The following is a 22,528-nucleotide window of genomic DNA, read 5'->3' as shown; positions in this document are numbered from 1 at the left end:
CGGTGCCGCCTTGTGTTGGGCTTCGGCGGAGGAGCCGCCTCAGCCCAACCTACGGGTGCTACCCCGGCCCTTGCCGGTACAGTTTGGAATCCTGGAAATCCCCCGGCGCCAGCACCTCGCCCACCAGGATCAGCGCCGTGCGACGGAAATCCTTGTCTCGCGCCCGCTCGACGATGTCGGCCAGGGTCCCCTGGACGCTGTCCTGATCCGGCCAGCTGGCGCGGTGGACGATGGCCACCGGGCAGGCGGGGCCGTAGTGTGGCAGGAGGTCGGTGACGATGCGTTCCAGCTGGCCCACGCCCAGGTGAATGGCCAGGGTCGCCCGGTGGCGAGCGAGATCGGCCAGCGCCTCGCCCTCGGGCATGGCGGTGCGGCTGGCGTAGCGGGTGAGGATCACCGTCTGGCTGACGCCGGGCAGGGTCAGCTCGCAACCCAACAGGGCGGCGCAGGCGGCGGTGGCGGTCACGCCGGGGACGATCTCGTAGGCAATGCCCAGCGCCTGCAGGCGGCGAATCTGCTCACCGATGGCGCCGTACAGCGAAGGATCGCCGGAATGCACCCGGGCCACGTCCTGGCCTCGGGCATGGGCGGCGGCCAGATGGCCGACGATGGCGTCGAGATCCAGGCTGGCGGTGTCGATCACCGTCTCGGCCTGGTGACCTTCCAGCACCGCTTTTGGCACCAGGGAGCCGGCATAGAGGATCACCGGGCATTGGCGGATCAGCCGCTGGCCCTTGACGGTGATGAGGTCGGGATCGCCGGGGCCGGCGCCGATGAAATGGACGGTCATGGGGTTTCCTCGGCCAGGGCGGCGAGCAATTCGGCGACGCTGGCGAATTCGCGGTCGACGCTGGGCAGGGCAGGGCGGCGCAGGATCAGCACCGGCAGGCCGCGTTCGCGGGCCACCTGCAGCTTGGGTTGGGTAGCGGCACTGCCGCTGTTCTTGCTGATCAGCACATCGAAGTTGGCCTGGGCGAAGAGCGCGCGCTCGGCCTCCAGGGCGAAGGGGCCGCGGTCGGCGATGATCCGTGCCCGTTCGGTGCCGGGATGGGCATCGAGCAGGCGCAGGGTCCAGAACTGCCCGCCGGGAATCTCCTGGAGATGCTCCAGCGGCTCGCGACCCAGGGTGAAAAAGGGCCGGGCGAAAGGTGCCAGGGCTCGCTGCAGCTCGGCCCAGTCGGTCACTTCGCGCCAGTCGTCCTGCGGACCGGCCTGCCATCCGGGGCGCCGCAGGGCCCAGCAAGGAATACCCGTCCGGGCTGCGGCCTGGGCGGCGTTGTGGCTGATCTGTGCGGCGTAGGGGTGGGTCGCGTCCAGCAGCAGGTCGATGCCTTCACTGCGGAGAAAGGCGCCCAGCCCCTCGGCGCCACCATAGCCGCCGACCCGCACCTGGCAGGGCAGGTCCTGGGGCACGCGGCCGAGGCCGGCCAGGCTGTAGAGGGCATTCGCCGGCAGCTGGCGGGCGATGGCCAGGGCTTCGGTGGTACCCCCGAGCAAGAGGATCTTCATTGGGCTTCTCCGACGATACCGCCCTGGCGGTCGATGGCCAGGACCTCCAGCGCCACGCCTGCCGGGACGATGCCACGGGCGAAGGCCAGCGCCTGGCGGCAGACGGCATCGCCCAGGGGAATGCCGGCGGCCTGGGCCAGTTGCAGTGCCTGCTGGCTGGTATTGGCGCCGATCATGGCGGCTTGCAGGTCCGCGTCGGCGCCCAACGTGGCAGCCCAGGCGGCCAGCTGTGGCAGGTCGATGCTGGAGCTGCGGCTGTGCAGGTCGAGATGGCCGGCGGCCAGCTTGCTGATCTTGCCGAACCCGCCGCACAGACTTAGGCGCGCCACCGGCGCCTTGCGCAGGTGCTTGAGCACGGCGCCGGCGAAGTCTCCCATTTCGATCAGGGCGGTTTCCTCCAGGCCGTAGCGACGGCGCATGGCGTCTTCGCTGGCGTTGCCGGTGCAGGCGGCGAGATGGCCGTGGCCGTTGGCGCGAGCCACGTCGATGCCCTGGTGGATGGAGGCGATGTAGGCGGCGCAGGAAAAGGGCCGGACGATGCCGCTGGTGCCAAGGATCGACAGGCCGCCGAGAATGCCCAGGCGCGGGTTCATGGTCTTGAGCGCCAGGTGTTCGCCGCCCTCGACGCCGACGGTCACGGAAAAGCCGCCACCATAGCCGTGGCGCCGTGCCAGTTCGCCGAGGTGGCGGGTCATCATCTGCCGCGGTACCGGATTGATCGCCGGTTCTCCCACCGCCAGCACCAGCCCGGGCTTGGTCACGGTGCCGACGCCGGGGCCGGCGTGGAAGCTGACCCCCGGGGTCGTGCTCAGGCGTACCTGGGCGAACACCAGGGCGCCGTGGGTCACGTCCGGATCATCGCCACCGTCCTTGAAGGTACCGGCTTGGGCGCCGCCTTCCAGCCGCTGGCAGTGGGCCAGGGGCATGAGGACCCGCCGTCCCTTGGGCAGCTCGATCTCCACCGCATCGCCGGGCGTCTCGCCCAGCAGCAGGCTGGCCGCCGCCAGGCTGGTGGCGGTGGCGCAGCTGCCGGTGGTGAGGCCGGTGCGCAGGGGCGCGGGCTGTTCGGGGGTTTCGTCACGCATGGGGCTTGCGGCTGTGCAGCAGGGTGATGGGCAGCGCCACGCGCCAGGTGTCGAAGGCGCCCAGCGGCTGGGCCTGGGCCACCTGCAGGCGGGTCAGGTCGCCGCCATGACATTCGCGAAAGGCCACCAGGGCGGCTTCGGTCTGCAGGGTCACGGCATTGGCCAGCAGGCGACCGCCGGGCCGCAGGGCGGTCCAACAGGCATCCAGGACCCCGGGCGCGGTGAGGCCGCCACCGATGAAGATGGCGTCCGGGGTCGCCAGGCCGGCCAGTGCCTCCGGTGCCTGGCCGGTCACCAGCTGCAGCGCCGGGGCACCGAGGTGGTCGCGATTGTAGAGGATGTGTGCCTGGCGTCCGGCATCGGCCTCGACGGCCAGCGCCCGGCAGCTGGGATGGCTGCGCGCCCATTCGATGCCGATGGAGCCGCAGCCGGCGCCCACGTCCCACAGCAGTTCGCCGGGGCGGGGGGCCAGGCGCGCCAGGGTCACGGCGCGCACGTCGCGCTTGGTCAGCTGACCGTCGTGGCGATAGGCGTCGTCCGGCAGGCCGGGGGTGAGGGGCAGGCCGGCCTCACCGGTCTCGCTCAGGACCTCGATGGCCACCAGATTGAGCGCCGCCGCCTCGGTCAGCGACCAGGCCTCGGCGCGGCCGGCGATGCGTCGCTCCAGCGGACCGCCCAGGTGCTCCAGCACCTGCAGCTGGCTGGCGCCAAAGCCCTGGTCCACCAGCAGGGCGGCCAGGGCGGCGGGGCTGTGACCGTCGTTGCTCAAGACCAGCAGGCGCGCGCCGGGATGGAGATGGCGCACCACCCCGGCCAGGGGCCGCGCCACCACCGACAGCAACGCGACCTCCTGCAGGGGCCAGCCCAGGCGCGCAGCGGCCAGGGAATAGGAGGAGGGCGCCGGCAGCACCTGCAGTTCGTCGGCCGACAGTTGGCGCGAGAGGCTCGCGCCAACGCCGAACAGCATGGGATCGCCACTGGCCAGCACGCAGACCGGGGTGCCGCGACGGTCCAGCACGGGGGCGAGGGCGAAGGGTTGCGGCCAGGGCTCGCGGACGGCGCGGATGCAGGGTGGCAGCAGCGCCAGCTGGCGTGGACCGCCGATGACGACCTGCGCCTCCAATAGGGCGCGACGGGCGCTTTTGCCCAGGCCGGGGTAGCCGTCTTCGCCGATACCCACCACGGTCAGCCAGGGGATCATGAACAAACCTCATCGAACGTCAGCCGACCGGCCGTTTTCAAGGGGTCGGGCAAAGCGGGCATAATAGCCTCTTTCCCCGTCCAGCCCGACCTTCCGCCGTGAATCCTCCGTCTCCTTCCGCCCTCGTCCCGCGGCCTTCGGCCTGTCCGGGATTGCTGCGCATCGTGCCCGCCCGCGATGGCGGACTGTGCCGGGTGAAGTTGCCGGGCGGACGCCTCACGGCGGTCCAGGCGCGGGCCATCGCCGCGGCCAGCCAGCGCTGGGCGAGCGGCGTGCTGGAGCTGACCAACAGAGCCAACCTGCAACTGCGTGGCGTGCGCCCGGACGGCGCCAACGCCCTGGTGGCCGAGTTGCAGGCCGCCGGTCTGGGTCCGGCCGATCCGGCCGCCGACGACGTGCGCAACGTGCTGCTCAGCCCCGCCGCGGGCCGCGATCCGCAGCAACGGCGGGACGTCCGTCCCCTGGCCGCCGAACTGCTCGCGCTGCTGGAAGGCGATCGCCGCCTGCATGGCCTGTCGCCCAAGTTCGCCCTGCATCTGGACGGCGGCGAGGCCCTGGCACGGCTCGACCATGCCCATGACGTCTGGCTGTCGGCCCACGCCGAAGGCTATCTCCTCGGTCTGGCCGGTACCCCGCTGGATGCGCCGCTGGGCCTGATCCCCACGGGGCGCGAGAGGGCGACGGTGGCAGCCCTGCTGCACCGTTTTATCGACCTCGCCAGCGCTGAGCAGAGCCGCATGCGCCAGCTGCTGGCGCAGCTTCCGGTTGCGGAGCTGCTGGCTGGACTGGACCTGCTGCCGGCCCCGGCTACCCCTCGTTCGCCAGCGGCAACGGCGCGGCGCCTGGGCAGTCATCCACAGCGCCAGGCGGGCCTCTGCTGGGTCGGTGCCCAGCCCGCGTTGGGGCGGCTGCCGGCCATGACCCTGGCAGCGGTCGCCGAACTCGCCGAGCACCACGGCAATGGCGAACTGCACCTGACGCCCTGGCAGGGCCTGCTGCTACCCGATGTGCCGGTCGGCACGGCGCCGGACCTGCTCGCGGCCCTGGGCGCCCTGGACCTGGTCACCGACCCCGCCGCGCCTCTGGCCCGGCTGATCGCCTGTACCGGCAGCCAAGGCTGTGCCAAGGGCCAGGCCGATACCAAGGGCGACGCCCTGCGCCTGGCCGAGCGGCTGCCGGCAGGCGTGGAGGTACACCTCTCCGGCTGCCCGCGCAGTTGCGCCCTGGCCGGACAGGCCCCCCATACCCTGCTGGCCGTGGCCCCCGGCCGTTATGACCTCTTCGTGCGCGACGCCACCCAGCCCGGTCCGGGCCGGCGGCGCGCCACCCAACTATCCCTCGACGAGGCCGCCGCCTGGCTGGCCCGGAGTCCTAGTGATGCTTGAATACGAACGCGACGGCCAGGCGATCTATCGCCAATCCTTCGCCACCATCCGCGCCGAGGCCGATCTCTCGGCCATCCCCGCCGACCTGGAAAAGCTCGCCGTGCGGGTGATCCACGCCTGCGGCATGGTCGACGTGGTCCAGGACCTGGCCTTTTCCCCGGGCGCCGGCGCGGCCGGTCGCGCGGCGCTGGCGGCTGGCGCGCCCATCCTCTGCGATGCGCGCATGGTCGCCGAGGGCGTCACCCGCACCCGGCTGCCGGCCGCCAATCAGGTGATCTGCACCCTGCATGACGAGGGCATCCGCGAGCTGGCCGTGGCCCAGGGCAACACCCGCTCGGCGGTGGCCCTGGAGCGCTGGCGGCCGTACCTGGCCGGCAGCGTGGTGGTGATCGGCAACGCCCCCACGGCGCTGTTCTATCTGCTGGAGATGCTCGACGCCGGGGCGCCCAAGCCGGCGCTGATCCTCGGCATGCCGGTGGGCTTCGTCGGCGCCATGGAGTCCAAGGACGCCCTGGCCGCCGACAGTCGCGGCGTGCCCTACGTCATCGTGCGCGGCCGCCGTGGCGGGAGTGCCATGGCCGCGGCAGCGGTCAATGCCCTGGCCACGGAGGTGGAGTGATGGCCGGCCGCCTGCTCGGCCTGGGCGTCGGCCCCGGCGATCCGGAACTCATCACCCTGAAGGCCCTGCGCCTCCTGCAGGGCGCGCCGGTGGTGGCCTATTTCGTCGCCAAGGCCAAGGCCAACGCGGGCCAGGGCGGCAATGCCTATGGCGTCATCGAGGGCTATCTGCTGGACGGCCAGCAGCGCCTGCCGCTGGTCTATCCGGTGACCACCGAGAAGCTGGCGCCGCCGCTGTCCTATGAGACGGTGATCGCCGACTTCTACGACACCGCCGCCGCCCAGGTGGCCGACCATCTGGACGCCGGTCGCGACGTGGCGGTGATCTGCGAGGGCGATCCCTTCTTCTACGGCTCCTACATGTACCTGCACGACCGCCTGGCCGAGCGCTACGAAGCCCAGGTGGTGCCGGGGGTCTGCTCCATGCTCGGCGGCGTGGCCATGCTCGGCCTGCCGCTGGTCTATCGCAACCAGACCCTCACGGTGCTCTCCGGGGTGCTCTCCGCCGAGGAGCTCAAGGCACGTCTCGCGAGCGCCGACGCCGCCGTGGTGATGAAGCTCGGGCGCAACTTCGAGAAGGTGCGCCAGGTGTTGCGCGACCTGGGCCTGGACGAGCGCGCCCGCTACATCGAACGCGCCACCATGGACAACCAGCGCATCGTGGCGCTGGATGAGGTCGAGCCCATGGCCTCGCCGTATTTCTCGCTGGTGGTGGTACCGGGGGTGAAATGGAAGGGTTGAGCCCGGCCATCGTCATCCTCGGCCCTGGCGCCCTGGCCACTGCTCGCCGCCTGCAGGCTGGCCTGCCGGGCAGCCTGGTGCACGGCCTGGCCGGGCGGGTCGCAGGCGACGTGACCTACACCGCTTTCGGCGACCATCTGCGCGACCTCTATCGCCAGCAGCGGCCGCTGCTGGTGCTCTGCGCCGCCGGCATCGTCATCCGCAGCCTGGCGCCGCTGCTGGACGACAAGACCGCCGAGCCGCCGGTACTGGCGGTGGCCGAGGACGGCAGCGCCGTGGTGCCGCTGTTGGGCGGCCTGGCCGGTGCCAATCGCCTGGCCCGCCAGCTGGGTACCTTGCTGGACGTGGCCCCGGCCATCACCACCAGTGGTGAACTGAGATTCGGCACCTGCCTGCTCGATCCACCGGCCGGCTATGCCCTGGCCGACGTCGACGTGGCCAAGCACCGGGTGGCCGATCTGCTGGCCGGCGCCCCGGTACGCATCGAGGGCGAGGCGCCCTGGCTGGACGAGGTACCCCTGGCCCGTGACCCCGCTGCGCACCAGCGCATCCTGGTCTCGCCGCTGGCCAGTGCCGATGACCACACCCTGCTCATCCATCCCCGCGCCGTGCTGGTGGCGGTACGTGCCGATGCCACCGCTGCCGCCGTCACCGAACTGCTTGCCAGCACCGGCTATGCGCCAGGTGCCGTGGCGGTGCTGCTGGCGCGGGCGGAAGACATGGCCGCGCCCGGCCTGGTCGAGCTGAGCCAGGCGCTGGATGTGCCGTTGAGATTCGTCGACGCCAACACGCCGGACTTCGCCCTGACGACGGTGGAACGTGCCCAGGAGCGGGGCATCGCCCTGCACCTGCATGACCGGCCCCTGGACGCCGAGGACCTTGGCCAGCGGCGTGGCCGCCTCAGCGTGGTGGGCCTCGGCCCCGGCGCGGCCGAGCTCATGGCACCGGTGGTGCGCCGCGCCCTGGACCAGGCCCAGGACGTACTCGGCTACGCGACCTACGTGCAGATGGCCGGCCCCTTGCGTGCGGACCAACTGGTCCATGCCAGCGACAACCGTGAAGAATTGCAGCGTGCCCGCCATGCCTTCGAGCTGGCTGCCAGCGGGCGCCAGGTAGTCATGGTGTCGTCCGGCGATCCGGGTGTCTTCGCCATGGCCGCTGCGGTGCTGGAGGTGCTGGAAGGCGCCGATGATCCGCGCTGGGCGGCGGTGGAGCTGGAGATCCTGCCGGGCATCACCGCGGCCATGGCCAGCGCCGCCCTGGCCGGGGCGCCCCTGGGCCACGACTTCTGCCTGATCTCCCTGTCCGACAACCTCAAGCCCTGGACGGTGATCGAGCAGCGCCTGCGCCAGGCCGCGGCAGCGGACCTGGCCATGGCCTTCTACAACCCCATCTCCAAGGCTCGCCCGCACCAGCTGGAGCGCGCGCTGGACGTGCTGCGCAGCTGCCGTTCGGCGACCACCCCGGTGATCCTCGGCCGCGATGTCGGCCGTCCCGGCGGGGGGCTCGAATACACCAGCCTCGGCGCCCTGCGCAGCGACATGGTGGATTCACGCACCCTGGTGATCCTCGGCTCCAGCCATACCCGGCGCTTTCCGCGGGCCGATGGCGGCGAATGGGTCTATACGCCGCGCTGGTACGATCCGGAATTGTTATAAAGTAACATTTAATGCTTGAATCCTGGTCGCCGCTGGCCCACCCTCGGCGACCCTTCCTATTCCCTGGCGGGAAGCCGGTGAGAGTCCGGCGCGGTCGCGCCACTGTGAGCTTCGTAAGAAGCGAGCCAGACCTTGCCAGGGGATACCCATCATCCACAAGGGACGCGTCATCCCAAGGAGAGTCCATGCTTCGCCGTCTTTCACCGCTGCTCGCCGCTGGCCTGCTATCCGTTTCCGCCCTTAGCGCCCAGGCCGCCACGACCTATCCGCTGACCATCCACAACTGCGGCCGTGACCTGGTCTTCGAGCGCGCGCCCCAGCGCCTGGTCAGTCTGGGCCAGGCCAGTACCGAGTTGCTCTTGCGCCTGGGCGTGGGCTCGCGCCTGGTGGGTACCGGGGTCTGGTTCGGCGGCCTGCCGAAGGACCTGCAGGAGGAGGGCAAGGGCATTCCGCGCCTGGCCGACAACGCCCCCAGCTTCGAAGCCGTGGTCGGTACCCGGCCGGACCTGGTGGCGGCGCAGTACACCTATCATGTCGGACCCGGCGGCGAGGTGGCGGACTTCCCCCGCTTCGCCAAGCTGGGTATCGCCGCTTATATGGCGCCCAGCGATTGCGAGGGCAAGGCGGTGACCGCTGATTCCAACAGCGACGGCAGCCGCAGCGCGCCCTTCGACATGAACCTGGTGACCCGCGAGGCCCGGGAACTGGCGGCCATTCTCGATGTGCAGCCGGCTGGCAAGCAGTTGGTTGCCGAGCTGGATCGCCGCATCGCCGCCGCTGGCGAGCAGGCCAAGGCGGCCGGGGTCCAGGGGCGTTCGGTGCTGTTCTGGTTTTCCAGTCCGCGCCTGGAAGGCGATCCCTGGATCGCTGGCAACCTGGGCGCACCGGCCTGGATCGCCCGGTCCCTGGGCCTGCGCAATGTGGTCGACAGCGCCGAGGAATGGCCGGCGGTGAGCTGGGAGCGTATCGCCAGTCTGGACCCTGACTATATCGTGGTGGCGCGCATGGACCGCCGTCTCTATCCCGCCGATGACGTCGACAAGAAGCTGGCCTTCCTGCGCAGCGACCCCCTGACCCGCGAATTGCGCGCCGTGCGCGAGAACCACCTGCTGGTGGTGGACGCCCCAACCCTCAATCCCTCGTTGCGGGTGGTGGACAGCGTCGAGACCCTGGCCGCCGACCTGGCCAAGCCGCAACCATGAGCCTGCCCTTGGCAGCCGAAGGGGCCCGGCCCTGGCGCTGGCTGCTGGGCCTGGCCGCCGTGCTGGCGCTGGCGGCGAGCGTGGTGCTGGCCGCTTCCTTCGGCGAGATGCCCATCGCGCCCCTGACCAGCCTGCAGGCCATCGCCAACGGCCTCGGCCTGGGGCCCTATCCGGTGGAGCGCATCGTCCAGGGCATCGTCTGGGAGTACCGCCTCAGTCGTGCCCTGGTGGCGGCCTGCTGTGGCGCGGGCCTGGCGGTCTCCGGCGCCATTCTCCAGGCGCTGCTGCGCAACGCCCTGGCCGAACCCTATGTGCTGGGGCTGTCGGCGGGGGCCTCCACCGGCGCGGTGCTGGTAATGCTGCTGGGCGTCGGCGGCGGGGTGCTCGGGGTCTCGCTCGGCGCCTTTCTCGGCGCGGTGCTGGCCTTCGCCGTGGTGTTGCCGTTTCTGGGCGGCGGTGGCAGCACCCGCATCATCCTCGCCGGAGTGGCCGCCTCCCAGCTGTTCAATGCCCTGACCGCCTATATCGTCGCCACCGCCGCCAATGCCGAGCAGGCGCGCAGCGTGATGTTCTGGCTGCTCGGCAGCCTGGCCGGGGTGCGCTGGCCCGACGTCTGGCTGGCCGCCGGGGTGGTGCTCGCCGGTCTGCTGGTGTGCCTGGCCTGTGCCCGGGCGCTGGATGCCTTCGCCTTTGGCGAAGACGCCGCCGCCAGTCTTGGCGTGGCGGTGGGGCCGCTGCGCCTGCTGCTGCTGGCGGTCACCGGCCTGATCACCGCCTGCCTGGTCAGCCTGGTGGGCGCGGTGGGCTTCGTCGGCCTGGTGATCCCCCATGTGGCACGCTTCCTGGTTGGTCCGGGGCATGGGCGCCTGCTGCCGACCTGCGCCCTGATCGGCGCCCTGTTCATGGTGCTGGCCGACATCGTCGCCCGTACCCTGGTGGCCAAGCAGACCCTGCCCATCGGCGTGGTCACCGCCCTGGTCGGCGCGCCGGCCTTCGCCTTCATCCTCTATCGCGCACGGGAGGTCCGATGAGTCTCGCCGCGCGCGACGTCGCCTGGAGCGCCGGCGGCCAGCCGATCCTCCGAGGGGTGACGTTGGCGGTACCGCCCGGTGGGGTGCTCGGGCTGCTCGGCCCCAACGGCTCGGGCAAGTCCAGCCTGCTGCGGCTGCTGGCTGGGCTGCGCCGGCCGGAGGAGGGCAGGGTCAGCCTCGACGAGACGCCCCTGCAGGACCTGCGACGTCGCGACCTGGCGCGCCGGGTAGCCCTGGTGGAGCAGCAGGCCGGTACCGAAGCCGATCTCTCGGTAGCCGAGGTGGTGCGCCTGGGCCGTACGCCCCATCGGGGCCTGCTCGATGCCTGGAGCGCCCGCGATGCCGAGGTCTGCCAGCGGGCCCTGGCCCAGGTAGGCCTGGTCGACAAGGCTGCCCGCCGCTGGCACAGCCTCTCCGGTGGCGAACGCCAGCGCGCCCAGATCGCCCGCGCCCTGGCCCAGGAACCCAGCGAACTCCTGCTGGACGAACCCACCAACCACCTCGATATCCAGCACCAGCTGGAGATCCTCGACCTGGTGCGCCGGCTGCCGGCCACCTGCGTGCTGGCCATCCACGACCTGAACCTCGCCGCGCTGTTCTGCGACCGCCTGGCAGTGCTCAGAGACGGCCAGCTGGTGGCCGAGGGCGCCCCGGCCGAGGTGCTGACGGCCGAGCTGATCCAGCAGGTCTGGGGGGTAAGGGTGCAGGTGGCGCTGGACGGCCCCGATGATCGGCCGACGATCCGCTATCGACTGGCCTGACGGCGCCGTACCGGGCCGGCCCGTTCTTCGATCGCCTGCCGGAGTGCCGGGCGCCCGCCCAGTAGGAACACCAGCTCCGCGACGATGAACAGCGGGCCGATGGCCAGGCCGGCCAGGTCGTCGAGAAAGGCCGGCTTGCGTCCCTCGTAGTGGTGACCTACGAATTGGATCGCCCAGCCGACCAGGAACAGACCCAGCCCCCAGGTCAGCAGACGCCCGTGGCCTGGGCTGCCAGCGCGGCACCCAGCCAAATGGCAAGACCGAGCAGGCCGCTCATCAGCAGCCCCAGCGGCCGATCCAGGCGCAGATAGAAGATCGCCACCGCGCCAGCGACCGGCAGTGCAGGGGACAGTTGCCAGCCAGCGAGCGTGAATACGGGGCGGGACAGCAGGATGGCCACCGCCAGCACGATCAGCAGGATGCCGGGGAAGTGGCTGGCGATGTTGCGCGGATCGCGGTGGTAGCTTGCGTAGTGGCTGAGATGATCTTCCAGGGTTTTCATCGACAGGCATCCAGGCGGCTGGCGTGAAGCCTCAGCATGCCTCTGGACGAGCGCTTTCGTCTGCGGGGGCGAGAAGAAATGCGATTGCGATAATCGCCCCCTCGCTCGATAATCGATCAAAAGCCTGCCGAGGACCGGTTCGATGGACGATAACCGCACCGCTCACGCCACGGGCCTGCCGCCGCTGGCCGCGCCGCCCATCATCGCCTCACCAGCCAAGCGCATCGAAGCCTTTACCGGCGACCCGAATTTCATGACCTCCCTGGCCCGCGGCCTCGCGGTCATCCATGCCTTCCAGGAACGCAAGCGCCAGCTGACCATCGCCCAGATCAGCCATCGCACCGAGATCCCCCGCGCTGCCGTGCGCCGCTGCCTGCACACCCTGATGAAGCTCGGCTACGTCACCACCGACGGGCGCACCTATTCGCTGCTGCCCAAGGTGCTGACCCTGGGGCACGCCTATCTGTCGTCCACGCCGCTGGCGGTCACCGCCCAGCCGGTGCTCGATCGCTTGAGCGAACAGCTGCATGAGGCCTGCTCCATGGCCACCCTGGAAGGTGACGAGATCCTCTACATCGCGCGCTCGGCCACGCCGCAGCGGCTGATCTCGGTGGACCTCAGCGTTGGCAGTCGGCTGCCGGCCTATTGCACCTCCATGGGCCGCATCCTGCTCGCCGCCCTGGACGATGCCGCCCTGCACGACTACCTGGAGCACGCCGACCTGCAGGCCAAGACCAGCCGCACCCTCTACCAGCCTTCGGCGCTCATCGAGTGCCTGGGCCAGGTACGTCAGCAGGGCTACGTGATCGTCGACCAGGAACTGGAAGTGGGCCTGAGGTCCCTGGCGGTGCCCTTGCGCGACGCCGCCGGCCAGGTGCTGGCGGCGCTCAACGTCGGCACCCACGCCAGCCGTGTCGGTCGCCAGGAGCTGGAGACGCGGTTCCTGCCGGTGCTGCTGGCGGCCAGCCAGGAGCTAAGTACCCGGCTGTTTCACTAGCGAATCCGGTCGATTATCGGCCATATCGCCGATAATCGAATTGTCAGCTGTTCGGGGTTGGGCTTAACGTCAGCGCAGTGGCGCACTACGCCGATAACAACAACACGAGCAGACCACCATGACGCAAACCCTTGCGGGCGCCGTGCCCCTGGCCGACCATCCGGCCACGGCGACAGCCGGCACCCTGGATGTCCAGCAATTCATCAATCGCCAGGCACTGTCCGCCTACCAGTGGCGCATCGTCGCGCTGTGCTTTCTGATCGTCTTCCTCGATGGCCTGGACACCGCCGCCATGGGTTTCATCGCCCCGGCGCTGTCGGTGGAGTGGGGCATCCCACGCGCCAGCCTCGGCCCGGTGATGAGCGCCGCCTTGGGCGGCATGGTCTTTGGCGCCCTGGGCTCCGGTCCGCTGGCCGACCGCTTCGGCCGCAAGGGCGTGCTGGTGGTCGCCACCTTCCTCTTTGGCGGCTTCAGCCTGCTGTCGGCCTTCAGCGCCAACCTCGAACAGCTGGTGATCCTGAGATTCCTCACCGGGCTGGGCCTCGGCGCCGCCATGCCCAACGCCACCACGCTGCTCTCGGAGTACACCCCGGAACGCCTCAAGTCGCTGCTGGTGACCAGCATGTTCTGCGGCTTCAACCTGGGCATGGCCGGCGGCGGCTTCGTCTCGGCCTGGATGATCCCGGCCTATGGCTGGCACAGCCTGCTGGTGCTGGGCGGGGTGCTGCCCCTGGCGCTGGCCGTGGTGCTGCTGCTCTGGCTGCCGGAATCGGCGCGCTACCTGGTGGTGCACGGCAAGAGCGCCGAGCGCATCCGCCGGGTACTGGCGCCCATCGGTCGCGAGGCCGCCGAAGCACGGCACTTCATGGTGCCCGAGCAAAAGTCGGTCAAGACCGGCAACGTCTTCGCGGTGATTTTCAACCGCAGCTACAGCGCCGGCACCCTGCTGCTGTGGCTGACCTATTTCATGGGCCTGGTGATCGTCTATCTGCTCACCAGCTGGCTGCCGACGCTGATGCGCGACGCCGGTGCCAGCCTGGAACAGGCCGCCTTGATTGGCGCGCTGTTCCAGTTCGGCGGGGTACTCAGCGCGGTCTTCGTCGGCTGGGCCATGGACAGGTTCAACCCGCACAAGGTCATCGGCCTGTTCTATGCCCTGGCCGGGATCTTCGCCTACTGCGTCGGCCAGAGCCTGGGCCAGGTCGCCCTGGTGGCCACCCTGGTGCTGGTGGCCGGCATGTGCATCAACGGTGCCCAGTCGGCCATGCCGTCGCTGGCGGCGCGCTACTACCCAACCCATGGCCGCGCCACCGGGGTGTCCTGGATGCTCGGCATCGGCCGCTTCGGCGCCATCACCGGTGCCTGGATGGGCGCGACCCTGCTGGGCCTGGGCTGGACCTTCACCCAGGTGCTCACCGCGCTGCTCCTGCCGGCCGGCCTCGCCGCCCTGGCGGTGCTGATCAAGGGCGTGGTCAGCCACGCCGATGCCACTTGAGCACGACGGCTTCCCCTTTGCTGGTGGCTGACGCTAGGCGCAGGCGTCGCCACCGCGTAAAGTTGCACCCTTTGCATGCGCCGCAGTCACCCGTCTAGAGCGGGTGCAGATGTCCAAGGGGTTCCATGAAAGGTTTCGCTCGCAGCGGGCAGTGGGCTGTCCGGCTGGTAACGCTTATCGCTTGCTTTCTGATTGCTCCGGCCTTCGCCGAGACCCGCCAGGTCACCGATGTCCTCGGGCGCACGGTGACCATCGACGCCCCGGCCAAGCGCGTGGTGCTGGGCTTCCACTATGGCGACTACCTGGCAGTGGGGGGCGAGCATGCCTTCGACGCCGTGGTCGGTGTTTCCCGCGGCGCCTGGGAGCGCAAGGTGCCGGCCAACTGGGCGCTCAACGTCGCCCACCGGCCATCCCTGGCCACCCTTCCCGATGTGGGGGAGACGGAAAACAATAGTTTTTCCGTCGAGAAGGTGCTCGCCCTCAAGCCGGATCTGGTGGTGCTGGCCGCCTGGCAGCTCCAGGCGCTGGACAGCGAGGTCAAGCGCCTCGAACAGCTCGGCATCCCGGTGGTGGCGATCGACTACAACGCCCAGACCCTGGAACGCCATCTGGCCTCCACCCGCTTGCTCGGCATCATCACCGGCCAGGAGGCACGGGCCACCGAACTGGCCAATTTCTACGCCAAGGTGGTGGAAGACATCCAGACCCGTATCGCGGCGGCCCATCGCCCGCGGCCGCGAGTCTATGCCGAGTTCGGCAACAAGGGCCCGGCCGAGTACTCCTTCACCTATGGCCGCAACATGTGGGGCGCCATGGTGACCCTGGCCGGCGGTGACAACATCGCCGCGCCCTTCATCCAGTGGTGGGGAGTGATGAATCCGGAGCAGGTGCTCATGGCCCAGCCGGAGGTCATCTTCATCTCCGGGCGTGAGGACAACAGCAATCCCACTGCCTTGCCCATGGGCCCCGGCGTCAGCGCCGACGATGCCCGCAGTCACCTGCGCGCCTTCATGCAGCGGCCGGGCTGGAGCAATCTGCCGGCCATCCGCGACGGTCGTCTCTATGGCGTCTACCAGGGTGCCTCGCGCAGCCTGGAGGACTTCGCCATGCTGCAGTTCATCGCCAAGCAGCTCTATCCGGATCTGTTCCAGGACGTGGATCCGATGGCCAACTATCGCGAGTACTACCGCCGCTACATGCCGATCCAGCCCCAGGGCACCTTCGCCATAGGCCTGAACCCATGAGCACCTCTTCGCTCTCCAGCCACGCGGACGCCATCGCCGAGCAGCGCGCCCGCGAACGTCGCCGCTGGCGCGCCTGCGGAGTGTTTCTGTTGCTGACCCTGGCGGGTCTGGTGCTGGACATCGCCACCGGTCCTTCGCTGCTCTCGCCGCTGGAGGTGCTCAAGTCCCTGACCGGCCTAGGTGAGCGCCAGCCGATGACCGATGCCATCGTCCGCGACCTGCGCCTGCCCATCGCCCTGATGGCCCTGGCGGTGGGCGCCGCCCTCGGCGCCGGCGGGGCTCAGATGCAGACGCTGCTCAACAACCCCATGGCCAGCCCCTATACCTTGGGCATGGCCGCCGCCGCGGGCTGTGGCGCCGCCCTCAGCCTGGCGCTGGGCAGCTTCGGCCTGGGCGCGCTGATCGGGGTACCGTTGGGCGCCTTCGTCTTCGCCATGCTGGCGGCGCTGTTTCTCTTCGCCCTGGCTTCGCTCAAGCGCACCGGCAGCGACACCATCATCCTCGGGGGCATCGCCCTGCTGTTCCTGTTCCAGTCATTGCTGTCGCTGGTGCAGTTCCTTTCGTCGCCGGAACTCTCGCAGCAGATCCTCTTCTGGCTGTTCGGCAGCCTTGGCCGCGCCACCTGGACCACCCTGGCCATCGTCGCCGGGGTGACCCTGCTGTGCTGCATCCTGCTCTTGCGCGATGCCTGGAAACTGGCCGCCCTGCGCCTGGGCGAGGCGCGTGCCGAGAGCCTGGGCGTGGACATCCGCCGCCTGCGTCTCAAGGTGCTGATCCTGGTGGCGGTGATGACCGCCACGGCCACCAGCTTCGTCGGGGTGATCGGCTTCGTCGGCCTGGTCGCACCCCATATCGCCCGCTGGCAGGTGGGCGAGGATCAGCGCTTCCTCTTGCCGCTGTCGGCCATCTGCGGCGCCCTGATGCTGTCCTTCGCCTCGGTGCTGTCCAAGTCGATCCTGCCCGGGGCGCTGTTTCCGGTAGGCATCGTCACCGCCATCGTCGGGGTGCCCTTCCTGCTCTGGCTCATCTTCGCCCCGCGCAGGCCCAGCCTATGATCCGCCTCCATGACCTCGCGCTGAAGCGCGGCGACCGTACCGTGATCTCCGGGCTGAGCACCGAGCTGCATCCCGGCCAGGTCCATGTGATTCTCGGCCCCAATGGCACCGGCAAGACCACCCTGCTGCGCGCCCTGGCTGGAGACCTGCCGCTGGCGGCGGGTCATATCGAGCGCGGGGAAAGGCGGCTGGTGGCGGGTACTTCGCTCCGCGCTCAGCGCGAGGGCTGGCGCCAGGGCGTGGCCTATATGCCCCAGGATTCCCATGCCGAGGCGGCGCTGTCGGTGCTGGAGACGGTGGCCATGGGCAGCCTGGAACGGCTGACCCTGCACCTGGACGATGAGCTGCTGGAACGGGCGCTGGGCAAGCTCGACGAAGTGGGCATCGGGCACCTGGCCTCGCGCCAGTTGGGCGCCCTGAGTGGCGGTCAGCGGCAGCTGGTGTTCTTCGCCCAGGTGCTGATGCGTGAACCCGAGGTGATGCTGCTGGACGAACCGGTCAGCGCCCTGGATCTGCGTCACCAGATCAACCTGCTCGATCGCGTGCGCCACGAGACCCGCTTGCACAATCAGGTGACCGTGGTGGTGCTGCACGATCTCAACCTGGCCTGCCAGTACGCCGATTCGCTGCTGGTGCTGGTCGACGGTGGCCTGCTGGCCGCCGGCCGGCCCGCCGCCATCGTCACCGCCGACCTGCTGGAGGCCACCTACGGCGTGGCGGTGGACATCCTGCAGGACCGCCAGGGCCGTCCGGTGGTCCAGCCGCTGACCGGCCAGGCCTTCAGCGAGGCCTGACCGCAGGGCTGCAGAGGGTGGGGCGTCAGAAGGTGTAGGTGAAGCCGGCCTGCACCGTACGCGGCTCGCCCGGATAGCTGTAGGCGTTCCAGGAGCTCTCGTCGTAGCCCTTGTTGAAGACGTTGCGCACGTCCAGGTTCAGCCGCAAGTGCTCGTCGACCTTGTAGAAGCTCAAGAGGTCGGTGACCGTGTAGCTATCCATCGTGTAGTCGCTGGCGATGGTCTTCTGGCCTTCGCGCTCACCCACGTACTTGAGATTGGCACCCAGACCCAGGCCGCGCAGTGCACCGTCGTGGAATTCGTAGACGTTGAGCAGGTTGACGGCATTGCGCGGGATGTTGGTCAGGCGCGTGCCGCTGGCCAGCGTGTTGTCCTTGGTGACCTCGGCATCGGTGAAGGCATAGCCGCCAAGGATGCGCCAGTTGGGCGTCAGGTCGCCGGTCACGTTGAGTTCGAAACCGCGGCTGCGCACCTCGCCGGCGGCGATGTTGAAGTTTGTGTTGGCCGGGTCAGGGGTCAGGACGTTTTCCTTGACCGTATGGAAGATCGCCGTGTCGACGCTGAGACGGCCGTCCAGTGCCGCCCACTTCATGCCCACCTCGTAGGCCTTGCCCTCCTCGGGATCGAAACCGCCGCCTTGGAACGCTGCGCCGGTGTTGGGCTTGAACGACTTGGAGGCGCTGGCGTAGAGGGCCAGTTCCGGGGTGAGGTCGTAGCTGACGCCCAGGCGCGGGGTGACGGCGTTCGAGTCCTTGCTCCAGTCACCGGTGACAACCTGTCCGTTGGCAAGGACCTGAGGTGGCGTCTGGTTATCGTAGTCATGCTCGAAGCGCTCCAGGCGCACGCCACCCAGCACCTTGAAGCGCTCGGTGAGGGCGATCTGGTCCTGCACGAAGGCCGCCCAGGTCTTGAGGGTCTCGTGGTCGTGGGTGGGCGTACGGGTCAGGGCCGGACGCGGCTGGCCGAGGACCGGATCGACCAGGTTGACCGGATAGGCGCTGACACTGCCTGGCGAGCGCTTGATGATCGACTGATAGTCGTAGTCTTCCACCTCGATCCCGGTGATCAGGGTGTGGCCGAGGCCGAAGGTGTCGAAGCGACCGGTCAGGTTCAGCTGCAGGTCGCGATCGCTCCACTCCAGCTTGCGGTAGTTGAAATTGCGGCCGAGGGTCACGCCGTCGGCCTGCACGCCGTTGGCTTCCACGGCATTGCCCTTGAGGCTCCCGTCGAGGTACTGGAAGCCGCCGGCCAGGGTCCAGGCGTCGTTCAACTGGTGCTCGAAGCGCAGCTGATAGGCCTCGCTGTCGCTGTGCAGCAGGTTGGTGGTGCCCTTTTCCCAGGCATTGGTGGAGCGATTGGCCTCGGCGCGCTGGGTGAGGTAGTTGGTGCGGCCGCGATCCAGCGGGGCGTTGCTGCGGATGATGTCCGCCTCGAAGGTGATGAGGGTGGCATCGGTGGCCTGCCAGCTCAGCACCGGGGCGACTTCGTAGCGCTCGGTGTGCACGTCGTCACGGAAGCTGTCGCCGCCCTCGGCGATCAGGTTGAGGCGATAGGCCAGGCGGCCGTCCTCGTCCACCGGACCGGTGGTGTCCAGGGTGCCGCGTTTCTGGCCCTGGTCGGTGAACTGGCTGCCGAGGGTGGTCTTGCGCTCGCCCAGCGGTTGCTTGGTGACCACGTTGAAGGTGCCGCCCGGATCACTGCGGCCATAGAGGGTCGCGGCGGGGCCGCGCAGGACCTCGACCCGCTCCAGGGTGGCGGCATCCGGCGCGCTGGGGTAGCCGCGGTTCATGGGGAAGCCGTTGCGGAAATACTCGGAGCTGGTGAAGCCGCGCACCGTGTAGCTGGTCAGGCCCTGGCCGCCGAAGTTGTTGCCACGGCCGACGCCGCCGGCCTGGTCCAGCGCCTGCTGCAGGCGGGTGGCGGAAAGGTCGTCGAGGGCCTCGCGGGAGACCACGCTCACCGACTGAGGCGTCTCGTGCAGCGGGGTATCGGTGCGGGTCGCACTGCTGGAGCGCTCTGCCTTGTAGCCCTGTACTGGCCCGGTGGGTGATTCGGCCGAGCCAACGATGGTGAGGTCGGACAGGGCTTGGGGGGTATCTTCCGCTGCCTCCTGGGCATGACCAGCGAGGGGAAGGGCACAGAGAGGCAGCAGATAGAAAGCAGGGACCAGCCGGCGCATTGTTATCGTCCTGGAGTTCGGGGAGGCGGATTCTAGAGCGCCTTGCAAAGGGGACACAACTGCGAGTCGTTACCGCCTGAGACAGATTTTCATCAGCCTCGTCGATTCGCTTGGGCCTCTCGTGAATCGGGTGGCGGGTGCTGAGCCAGAAAAGGCGGATACGGGGCGCGCCTGATGGCCTGCCCGGGAAGCGATGGCGGCGCTTTTGGCGTAGCATGCCGCTCCTTTACCGCCGTGATCGCCCATGAATACCGCTACGCTCGCCAGCCTCACCGATCTGCTTCTCGCCGCCCTCGCGTCGCCACCCGCCGAGGCGCGCCGACTGGTGCACGGCCGTGGCCGGCTGCTGCCGGGGCTGGAGCAGCTCACCGTCGACTGGCTGGAAGGCGTGGTGCGGGTGGGCCTGTTCCGCGAGCTGCCCGCGGCCGAGCTGGACGCCCTACGCACGACCCTGGCGGCCTTGGGCGAGACCCCGACGTGGCGCGCCAGCGGTGCCCAGAGCCTGCTCCTGCAGCATCGTTATCGGCTGGATGCCGCCAGCGAGGCGCTGATCGGCGCGCCGGTGGGCGAGCACGTCATCCATGAAGAGGGATTGAAGTTCGGCCTGGACCTCACCCGTCACCAGAACATGGGGCTGTTCCTCGACATGCGCCTGGGCCGGCGCTGGGTGCGCGAGCAGGCCGCCGGGCTGCGGATCCTCAACCTGTTCGCCTACACCTGTGGTTTCTCCGTAGCGGCCCTGGCCGGCGGCGCGGCCCAGGTGGTCAATCTGGACATGGCTCGCGGGCCCCTGACCCGCGGCCGCGAGAATCACCGCCTCAATGGCCACGACCTGGGCAAGGTCAGCTTTCTCGGCCACGAACTGTTCAAGTCCTGGGGCAAGGTGCGCAAGCTGGGACCCTATGATCTGGTGATCGTCGACCCGCCCAGCTTCCAGCAGGGCAGCTTCGCCCTGACCAAGGACTACGCGCGCATCCTGCGCCGGTTGCCGGAGCTGCTCACCCCTGGCGGGCGGGTACTGGCCTGCGTCAACGATCCGGGCGTGGGGGCGGACTTCCTCATCGCCGGCATGGCCCAGGAAGCACCGGCGCTGACCTTCGTCGAGCGCCTGGCCAATCCGCCGGAATTCGCCGACGAGGACCCCGAAGGCGGCCTCAAGGTGTTGGTGTTCCAGCAAGGATGAACCCGTAGGTTGGTGCTGAGCCCCGCGAAGCCCGACGGTGCTCACGCTCGACCCCGACTTGTTGGGCTTCGACGATGAAGCCGCCTCAGCCCAACCTACGGAACCCGCCCGTAGGTTGGCGCTGAGCGCAGCGAAGCCCAACGGTGCCCCGGCTCGACCCTGGCTTGTTGAGCTTCGACGATGACGCCGTCTCAGCCCAACCTACGGAACCCGCCCGTAGGTTGGCGCTGAGCGCAGCGAAGCCCAACGGTGCCCCGGCTCGACCCTGGCTTGTTAGGTTTCGACGATAAAGCCGTCTCAGCCCAACCTACGGAACCCGCCCGTAGGTTGGCGCTGAGCACCGCGAAGCCCAACGTCGCCCGTGGTGCCGAATCCAGGCCTGTTGGGCTTCGACGATAAGGCCGTCTCAGCGCCAACCTACGTACGTTCTGTCCGGGGCGATCCTCCGCTTCATCGGTCGACGGGTACCGCTCGGAGGCCCTGGTGGCGGCGGGGCGCGCCAGGGTCCATGCTGTGGCGTTAGCTGGAAGGAGTCGCAATGGACGTGCAATGGTGGTACTGGCTGGTGCTGGGCGTCGGCCTGGTGCTGAGCGAATTGGTGGTGCCGGCCTTTTTCCTGATCTGGTTCGGTCTGGGCGCCCTGTTGGTCGGTGTGCTGCTGCTGGCACTGCCGACCCTGGCACTGGCCTGGCAGCTGCTGGTCTGGAGTCTGGCTTCGCTCGCGGCGGTGTTTCTCTGGTTTCGCTATGGCAAGGGCCGCAGCAAGCCGGGCGAGGACTGGAGCGCCGACGCCCATCTGGGCGAGATCGGCCTGCTGGTCGCAGCGGTCGGCCCCTTTGCCCGTGGGCGCGTACGCTTCCAGAAACCCATCCTTGGTAGTGACGAATGGCCTTGCCTGGCCGATGCCGAGATCGCGGCCGGCGAGCGGGTCCGGCTGCTCGCCTTCGAAGGCAACCTGGTCAAGGTCGCCCGTCAATCCTGACGTCTTCCACCTCTAGAGACAAACGCCATGAGTGTCAGCCTTATCGTCGCCCTGCTGTTGCTGGTCTTCATCGTCGTCACCGTCGCCAAGGGCGTACGGCTGGTGCCCCAGGGGCAGGAATGGATCGTCGAGCGCCTGGGCAAGTACCGCACCACCCTCAAGCCCGGCCTGAACTTCCTGATTCCCTACATGGATCAGGTCAGCTACCGCCTCAGCACCAAGGACCTGATCCTCGACGTGCAGCAGCAGGAGGTGATCACCCGTGACAACGCGGTGATCCTGGCCAATGCCCTGTGTTTCGCCAAGATCGTCGATCCGGCCAAGGCGGCCTATGGCGTGGAAGACTACGCCCAGGCCATCACCAGCCTGGCGATGACCTCGCTGCGTGCCATCATCGGCGAGATGGAACTGGACCAGGCGCTGTCCTCGCGAGACGAGATCAAGGCGCGGCTGAGGGTCAGCATGGCCGAGCAGACCGTGGACTGGGGCATCACCGTCAAGGCGGTGGAGGTGCAGGAGCTCAAGCCGACGCCCTCGATGCAGGCGGCGATGGAAATGCAGGCGGCCGCCGAGCGGGAGCGCAAGGCGGTGGTGACCCGCGCCGAGGGCGCCAAGCAGGCCGCCATCCTGGAGGCCGATGCCCGTTTGGAGGCGGCCAAGCGCGACAGCGTGGCCCAGGTGACCCTGGCGCAGGCTTCCGCTGCGGCCCTGAGCAAGATTTCCGAAGCCGTGGGCAGCGAGCCAACCCCGGTGCTCTACCTGCTGGGCGAGCGCTACATCAATGCCATGGAAAAGCTGGCCACCAGCGACAACGCGAAGACGGTGGTCTTGCCGGCCGATATCCAGCAGACGCTGCGCGGGTTGCTGGGGACCAAGCCCTAGTCCGACGGCTGTTCGCGGGGATAC

At 69.2% G+C, this 22,528-nt stretch carries 20 protein-coding genes, 1 pseudogene and 1 riboswitch; of the genes and pseudogenes, 15 read left to right on the top strand and 6 right to left on the bottom strand.

The window, feature by feature from the left end:
- Nucleotides 1-58 precede the first annotated feature (58 nt).
- The 4 genes from cobM to cbiE are packed head-to-tail and all read right to left on the bottom strand — an operon-like array spanning nt 59 to nt 3,795.
- Nucleotides 59-790, bottom strand: coding sequence for a precorrin-4 C(11)-methyltransferase (cobM, locus tag PJ259_RS13470; RefSeq protein WP_271653184.1), 732 nt, complete (start codon nt 788-790; stop codon nt 59-61).
- Nucleotides 787-1,509 carry a cobalt-precorrin-6A reductase gene (locus PJ259_RS13465; RefSeq protein WP_271653183.1) on the bottom strand — a complete coding sequence of 241 codons (723 nt, stop codon included), beginning with the start codon at nt 1,507-1,509 and terminating at the stop codon, nt 787-789. The genes cobM and PJ259_RS13465 overlap by 4 nt, the downstream gene beginning before the upstream one ends.
- Nucleotides 1,506-2,594: a cobalt-precorrin-5B (C(1))-methyltransferase gene (locus tag PJ259_RS13460; protein ID WP_271653182.1), complete on the bottom strand. Its 1,089-nt coding sequence runs from the start codon at nt 2,592-2,594 to the stop codon at nt 1,506-1,508. The genes PJ259_RS13465 and PJ259_RS13460 overlap by 4 nt, the downstream gene beginning before the upstream one ends.
- Nucleotides 2,587-3,795, bottom strand: coding sequence for a precorrin-6y C5,15-methyltransferase (decarboxylating) subunit CbiE (cbiE, locus tag PJ259_RS13455; protein ID WP_271653181.1), 1,209 nt, complete (start codon nt 3,793-3,795; stop codon nt 2,587-2,589). The genes PJ259_RS13460 and cbiE overlap by 8 nt, the downstream gene beginning before the upstream one ends.
- A gap of 98 nt (nt 3,796-3,893) precedes the next feature.
- Here cbiE and cobG point away from each other — a divergent pair, with 98 nt between their 5' ends.
- The 7 genes from cobG (at nt 3,894) to PJ259_RS13420 (ending at nt 11,191) form a co-directional block, all read left to right on the top strand.
- Nucleotides 3,894-5,180, top strand: a complete 1,287-nt coding sequence (gene cobG / locus PJ259_RS13450; protein ID WP_271653180.1) for a precorrin-3B synthase — start codon at nt 3,894-3,896, stop codon at nt 5,178-5,180.
- A complete protein-coding gene (locus tag PJ259_RS13445) occupies nt 5,173-5,799 on the top strand; it encodes a precorrin-8X methylmutase (RefSeq protein ID WP_271653179.1) in 627 nt (208 codons plus the stop codon). The genes cobG and PJ259_RS13445 overlap by 8 nt, the downstream gene beginning before the upstream one ends.
- Nucleotides 5,799-6,539, top strand: coding sequence for a precorrin-2 C(20)-methyltransferase (locus PJ259_RS13440; RefSeq protein WP_160921918.1), 741 nt, complete (start codon nt 5,799-5,801; stop codon nt 6,537-6,539). Before PJ259_RS13445 ends, PJ259_RS13440 begins: the two co-directional genes overlap by 1 nt.
- Nucleotides 6,527-8,197, top strand: a complete 1,671-nt coding sequence (gene cobJ, locus PJ259_RS13435) for a precorrin-3B C(17)-methyltransferase (protein WP_271653178.1) — start codon at nt 6,527-6,529, stop codon at nt 8,195-8,197. The genes PJ259_RS13440 and cobJ overlap by 13 nt, the downstream gene beginning before the upstream one ends.
- 6 nt (nt 8,198-8,203) lie before the next feature.
- Nucleotides 8,204-8,351, top strand: a riboswitch (cobalamin riboswitch).
- A 31-nt stretch (nt 8,352-8,382) separates the two neighbouring features.
- A complete protein-coding gene (locus PJ259_RS13430; RefSeq protein ID WP_271653177.1) occupies nt 8,383-9,399 on the top strand; it encodes an ABC transporter substrate-binding protein in 1,017 nt (338 codons plus the stop codon).
- Nucleotides 9,396-10,430 (top strand): FecCD family ABC transporter permease, encoded by a 1,035-nt coding sequence (locus tag PJ259_RS13425; RefSeq protein WP_059316351.1) that lies wholly within the window; start codon nt 9,396-9,398, stop codon nt 10,428-10,430. Before PJ259_RS13430 ends, PJ259_RS13425 begins: the two co-directional genes overlap by 4 nt.
- Entirely contained in the window at nt 10,427-11,191 is a 765-nt protein-coding gene (locus tag PJ259_RS13420; protein WP_271653176.1) for an ABC transporter ATP-binding protein, read from the top strand. The genes PJ259_RS13425 and PJ259_RS13420 overlap by 4 nt, the downstream gene beginning before the upstream one ends.
- Here PJ259_RS13420 and PJ259_RS13415 read toward each other — a convergent pair.
- Nucleotides 11,176-11,693 (bottom strand): annotated as a pseudogene (locus tag PJ259_RS13415) (Mpo1 family 2-hydroxy fatty acid dioxygenase). The gene PJ259_RS13420 and the pseudogene PJ259_RS13415 sit on opposite strands and share 16 nt — an antisense overlap.
- 142 nt (nt 11,694-11,835) lie before the next feature.
- Between PJ259_RS13415 and PJ259_RS13410 the strand changes: the two are divergent.
- From PJ259_RS13410 to PJ259_RS13390, 5 genes are all read left to right on the top strand, one after another.
- Nucleotides 11,836-12,690, top strand: coding sequence for an IclR family transcriptional regulator domain-containing protein (locus tag PJ259_RS13410; protein WP_271653175.1), 855 nt, complete (start codon nt 11,836-11,838; stop codon nt 12,688-12,690).
- A gap of 118 nt (nt 12,691-12,808) precedes the next feature.
- A complete protein-coding gene (locus tag PJ259_RS13405) occupies nt 12,809-14,185 on the top strand; it encodes an MFS transporter (RefSeq protein ID WP_271653174.1) in 1,377 nt (458 codons plus the stop codon).
- Nucleotides 14,186-14,310: 125 nt separating this feature from the next.
- On the top strand, nt 14,311-15,429 hold the full coding sequence (locus PJ259_RS13400; RefSeq protein ID WP_271653173.1) for an ABC transporter substrate-binding protein: 1,119 nt from the start codon (nt 14,311-14,313) through the stop codon (nt 15,427-15,429).
- Nucleotides 15,426-16,484, top strand: a complete 1,059-nt coding sequence (locus tag PJ259_RS13395; protein ID WP_271653172.1) for a FecCD family ABC transporter permease — start codon at nt 15,426-15,428, stop codon at nt 16,482-16,484. Before PJ259_RS13400 ends, PJ259_RS13395 begins: the two co-directional genes overlap by 4 nt.
- Nucleotides 16,481-17,278 carry an ABC transporter ATP-binding protein gene (locus PJ259_RS13390; protein ID WP_271653171.1) on the top strand — a complete coding sequence of 266 codons (798 nt, stop codon included), beginning with the start codon at nt 16,481-16,483 and terminating at the stop codon, nt 17,276-17,278. The genes PJ259_RS13395 and PJ259_RS13390 overlap by 4 nt, the downstream gene beginning before the upstream one ends.
- Nucleotides 17,279-17,303: 25 nt before the next feature.
- Here the strand turns inward: PJ259_RS13390 and PJ259_RS13385 are convergent, their stop codons facing one another.
- Complete coding sequence (locus PJ259_RS13385; RefSeq protein ID WP_271653170.1) at nt 17,304-19,457, bottom strand: TonB-dependent siderophore receptor; 2,154 nt, start codon at nt 19,455-19,457, stop codon at nt 17,304-17,306.
- Nucleotides 19,458-19,701: 244 nt separating this feature from the next.
- Between PJ259_RS13385 and PJ259_RS13380 the strand changes: the two genes are divergently transcribed.
- From PJ259_RS13380 to PJ259_RS13370, 3 genes are all read left to right on the top strand, one after another.
- Nucleotides 19,702-20,640 (top strand): class I SAM-dependent methyltransferase, encoded by a 939-nt coding sequence (locus PJ259_RS13380; RefSeq protein WP_271653169.1) that lies wholly within the window; start codon nt 19,702-19,704, stop codon nt 20,638-20,640.
- 538 nt (nt 20,641-21,178) lie between these two features.
- Complete coding sequence (locus PJ259_RS13375) at nt 21,179-21,622, top strand: NfeD family protein (protein WP_271653168.1); 444 nt, start codon at nt 21,179-21,181, stop codon at nt 21,620-21,622.
- A gap of 27 nt (nt 21,623-21,649) precedes the next feature.
- Nucleotides 21,650-22,504, top strand: a complete 855-nt coding sequence (locus PJ259_RS13370; protein ID WP_271653167.1) for an SPFH domain-containing protein — start codon at nt 21,650-21,652, stop codon at nt 22,502-22,504.
- Nucleotides 22,505-22,528 lie beyond the last annotated feature (24 nt).

This window comes from Pseudomonas sp. JBR1, from assembly GCF_028198185.1.
GTDB lineage: Bacteria > Pseudomonadota > Gammaproteobacteria > Pseudomonadales > Pseudomonadaceae > Chryseomonas > Chryseomonas oryzihabitans_E.
The sequence above is the reverse complement of the archived record's forward strand: the minus strand, read 5'-3'. Positions and strand labels throughout refer to the sequence as shown.

Bases quoted from the DNA above. Each gene is read 5' to 3' on its own strand.
- PJ259_RS13445 (WP_271653179.1), top strand. From the start codon at position 5,173: ATGCTTGAATACGAACGCGACGGCCAGGCGATCTATCGCCAATCCTTC.
- PJ259_RS13440 (WP_160921918.1), top strand. From the start codon at position 5,799: ATGGCCGGCCGCCTGCTCGGCCTGGGCGTCGGCCCCGGCGATCCGGAA.
- PJ259_RS13410 (WP_271653175.1), top strand. From the start codon at position 11,836: ATGGACGATAACCGCACCGCTCACGCCACGGGCCTGCCGCCGCTGGCC.
- PJ259_RS13400 (WP_271653173.1), top strand. From the start codon at position 14,311: ATGAAAGGTTTCGCTCGCAGCGGGCAGTGGGCTGTCCGGCTGGTAACG.
- PJ259_RS13465 (WP_271653183.1), bottom strand. From the start codon at position 1,509: ATGAAGATCCTCTTGCTCGGGGGTACCACCGAAGCCCTGGCCATCGCC.
- PJ259_RS13370 (WP_271653167.1), top strand. From the start codon at position 21,650: ATGAGTGTCAGCCTTATCGTCGCCCTGCTGTTGCTGGTCTTCATCGTC.
- PJ259_RS13405 (WP_271653174.1), top strand. From the start codon at position 12,809: ATGACGCAAACCCTTGCGGGCGCCGTGCCCCTGGCCGACCATCCGGCC.
- PJ259_RS13460 (WP_271653182.1), bottom strand. From the start codon at position 2,594: ATGCGTGACGAAACCCCCGAACAGCCCGCGCCCCTGCGCACCGGCCTC.
- PJ259_RS13420 (WP_271653176.1), top strand. From the start codon at position 10,427: ATGAGTCTCGCCGCGCGCGACGTCGCCTGGAGCGCCGGCGGCCAGCCG.
- PJ259_RS13380 (WP_271653169.1), top strand. From the start codon at position 19,702: ATGAATACCGCTACGCTCGCCAGCCTCACCGATCTGCTTCTCGCCGCC.
- PJ259_RS13395 (WP_271653172.1), top strand. From the start codon at position 15,426: ATGAGCACCTCTTCGCTCTCCAGCCACGCGGACGCCATCGCCGAGCAG.
- PJ259_RS13390 (WP_271653171.1), top strand. From the start codon at position 16,481: ATGATCCGCCTCCATGACCTCGCGCTGAAGCGCGGCGACCGTACCGTG.
- PJ259_RS13385 (WP_271653170.1), bottom strand. From the start codon at position 19,457: ATGCGCCGGCTGGTCCCTGCTTTCTATCTGCTGCCTCTCTGTGCCCTT.
- PJ259_RS13375 (WP_271653168.1), top strand. From the start codon at position 21,179: ATGGACGTGCAATGGTGGTACTGGCTGGTGCTGGGCGTCGGCCTGGTG.
- cbiE (WP_271653181.1), bottom strand. From the start codon at position 3,795: ATGATCCCCTGGCTGACCGTGGTGGGTATCGGCGAAGACGGCTACCCC.
- PJ259_RS13430 (WP_271653177.1), top strand. From the start codon at position 8,383: ATGCTTCGCCGTCTTTCACCGCTGCTCGCCGCTGGCCTGCTATCCGTT.
- PJ259_RS13425 (WP_059316351.1), top strand. From the start codon at position 9,396: ATGAGCCTGCCCTTGGCAGCCGAAGGGGCCCGGCCCTGGCGCTGGCTG.
- cobM (WP_271653184.1), bottom strand. From the start codon at position 790: ATGACCGTCCATTTCATCGGCGCCGGCCCCGGCGATCCCGACCTCATC.
- cobJ (WP_271653178.1), top strand. From the start codon at position 6,527: ATGGAAGGGTTGAGCCCGGCCATCGTCATCCTCGGCCCTGGCGCCCTG.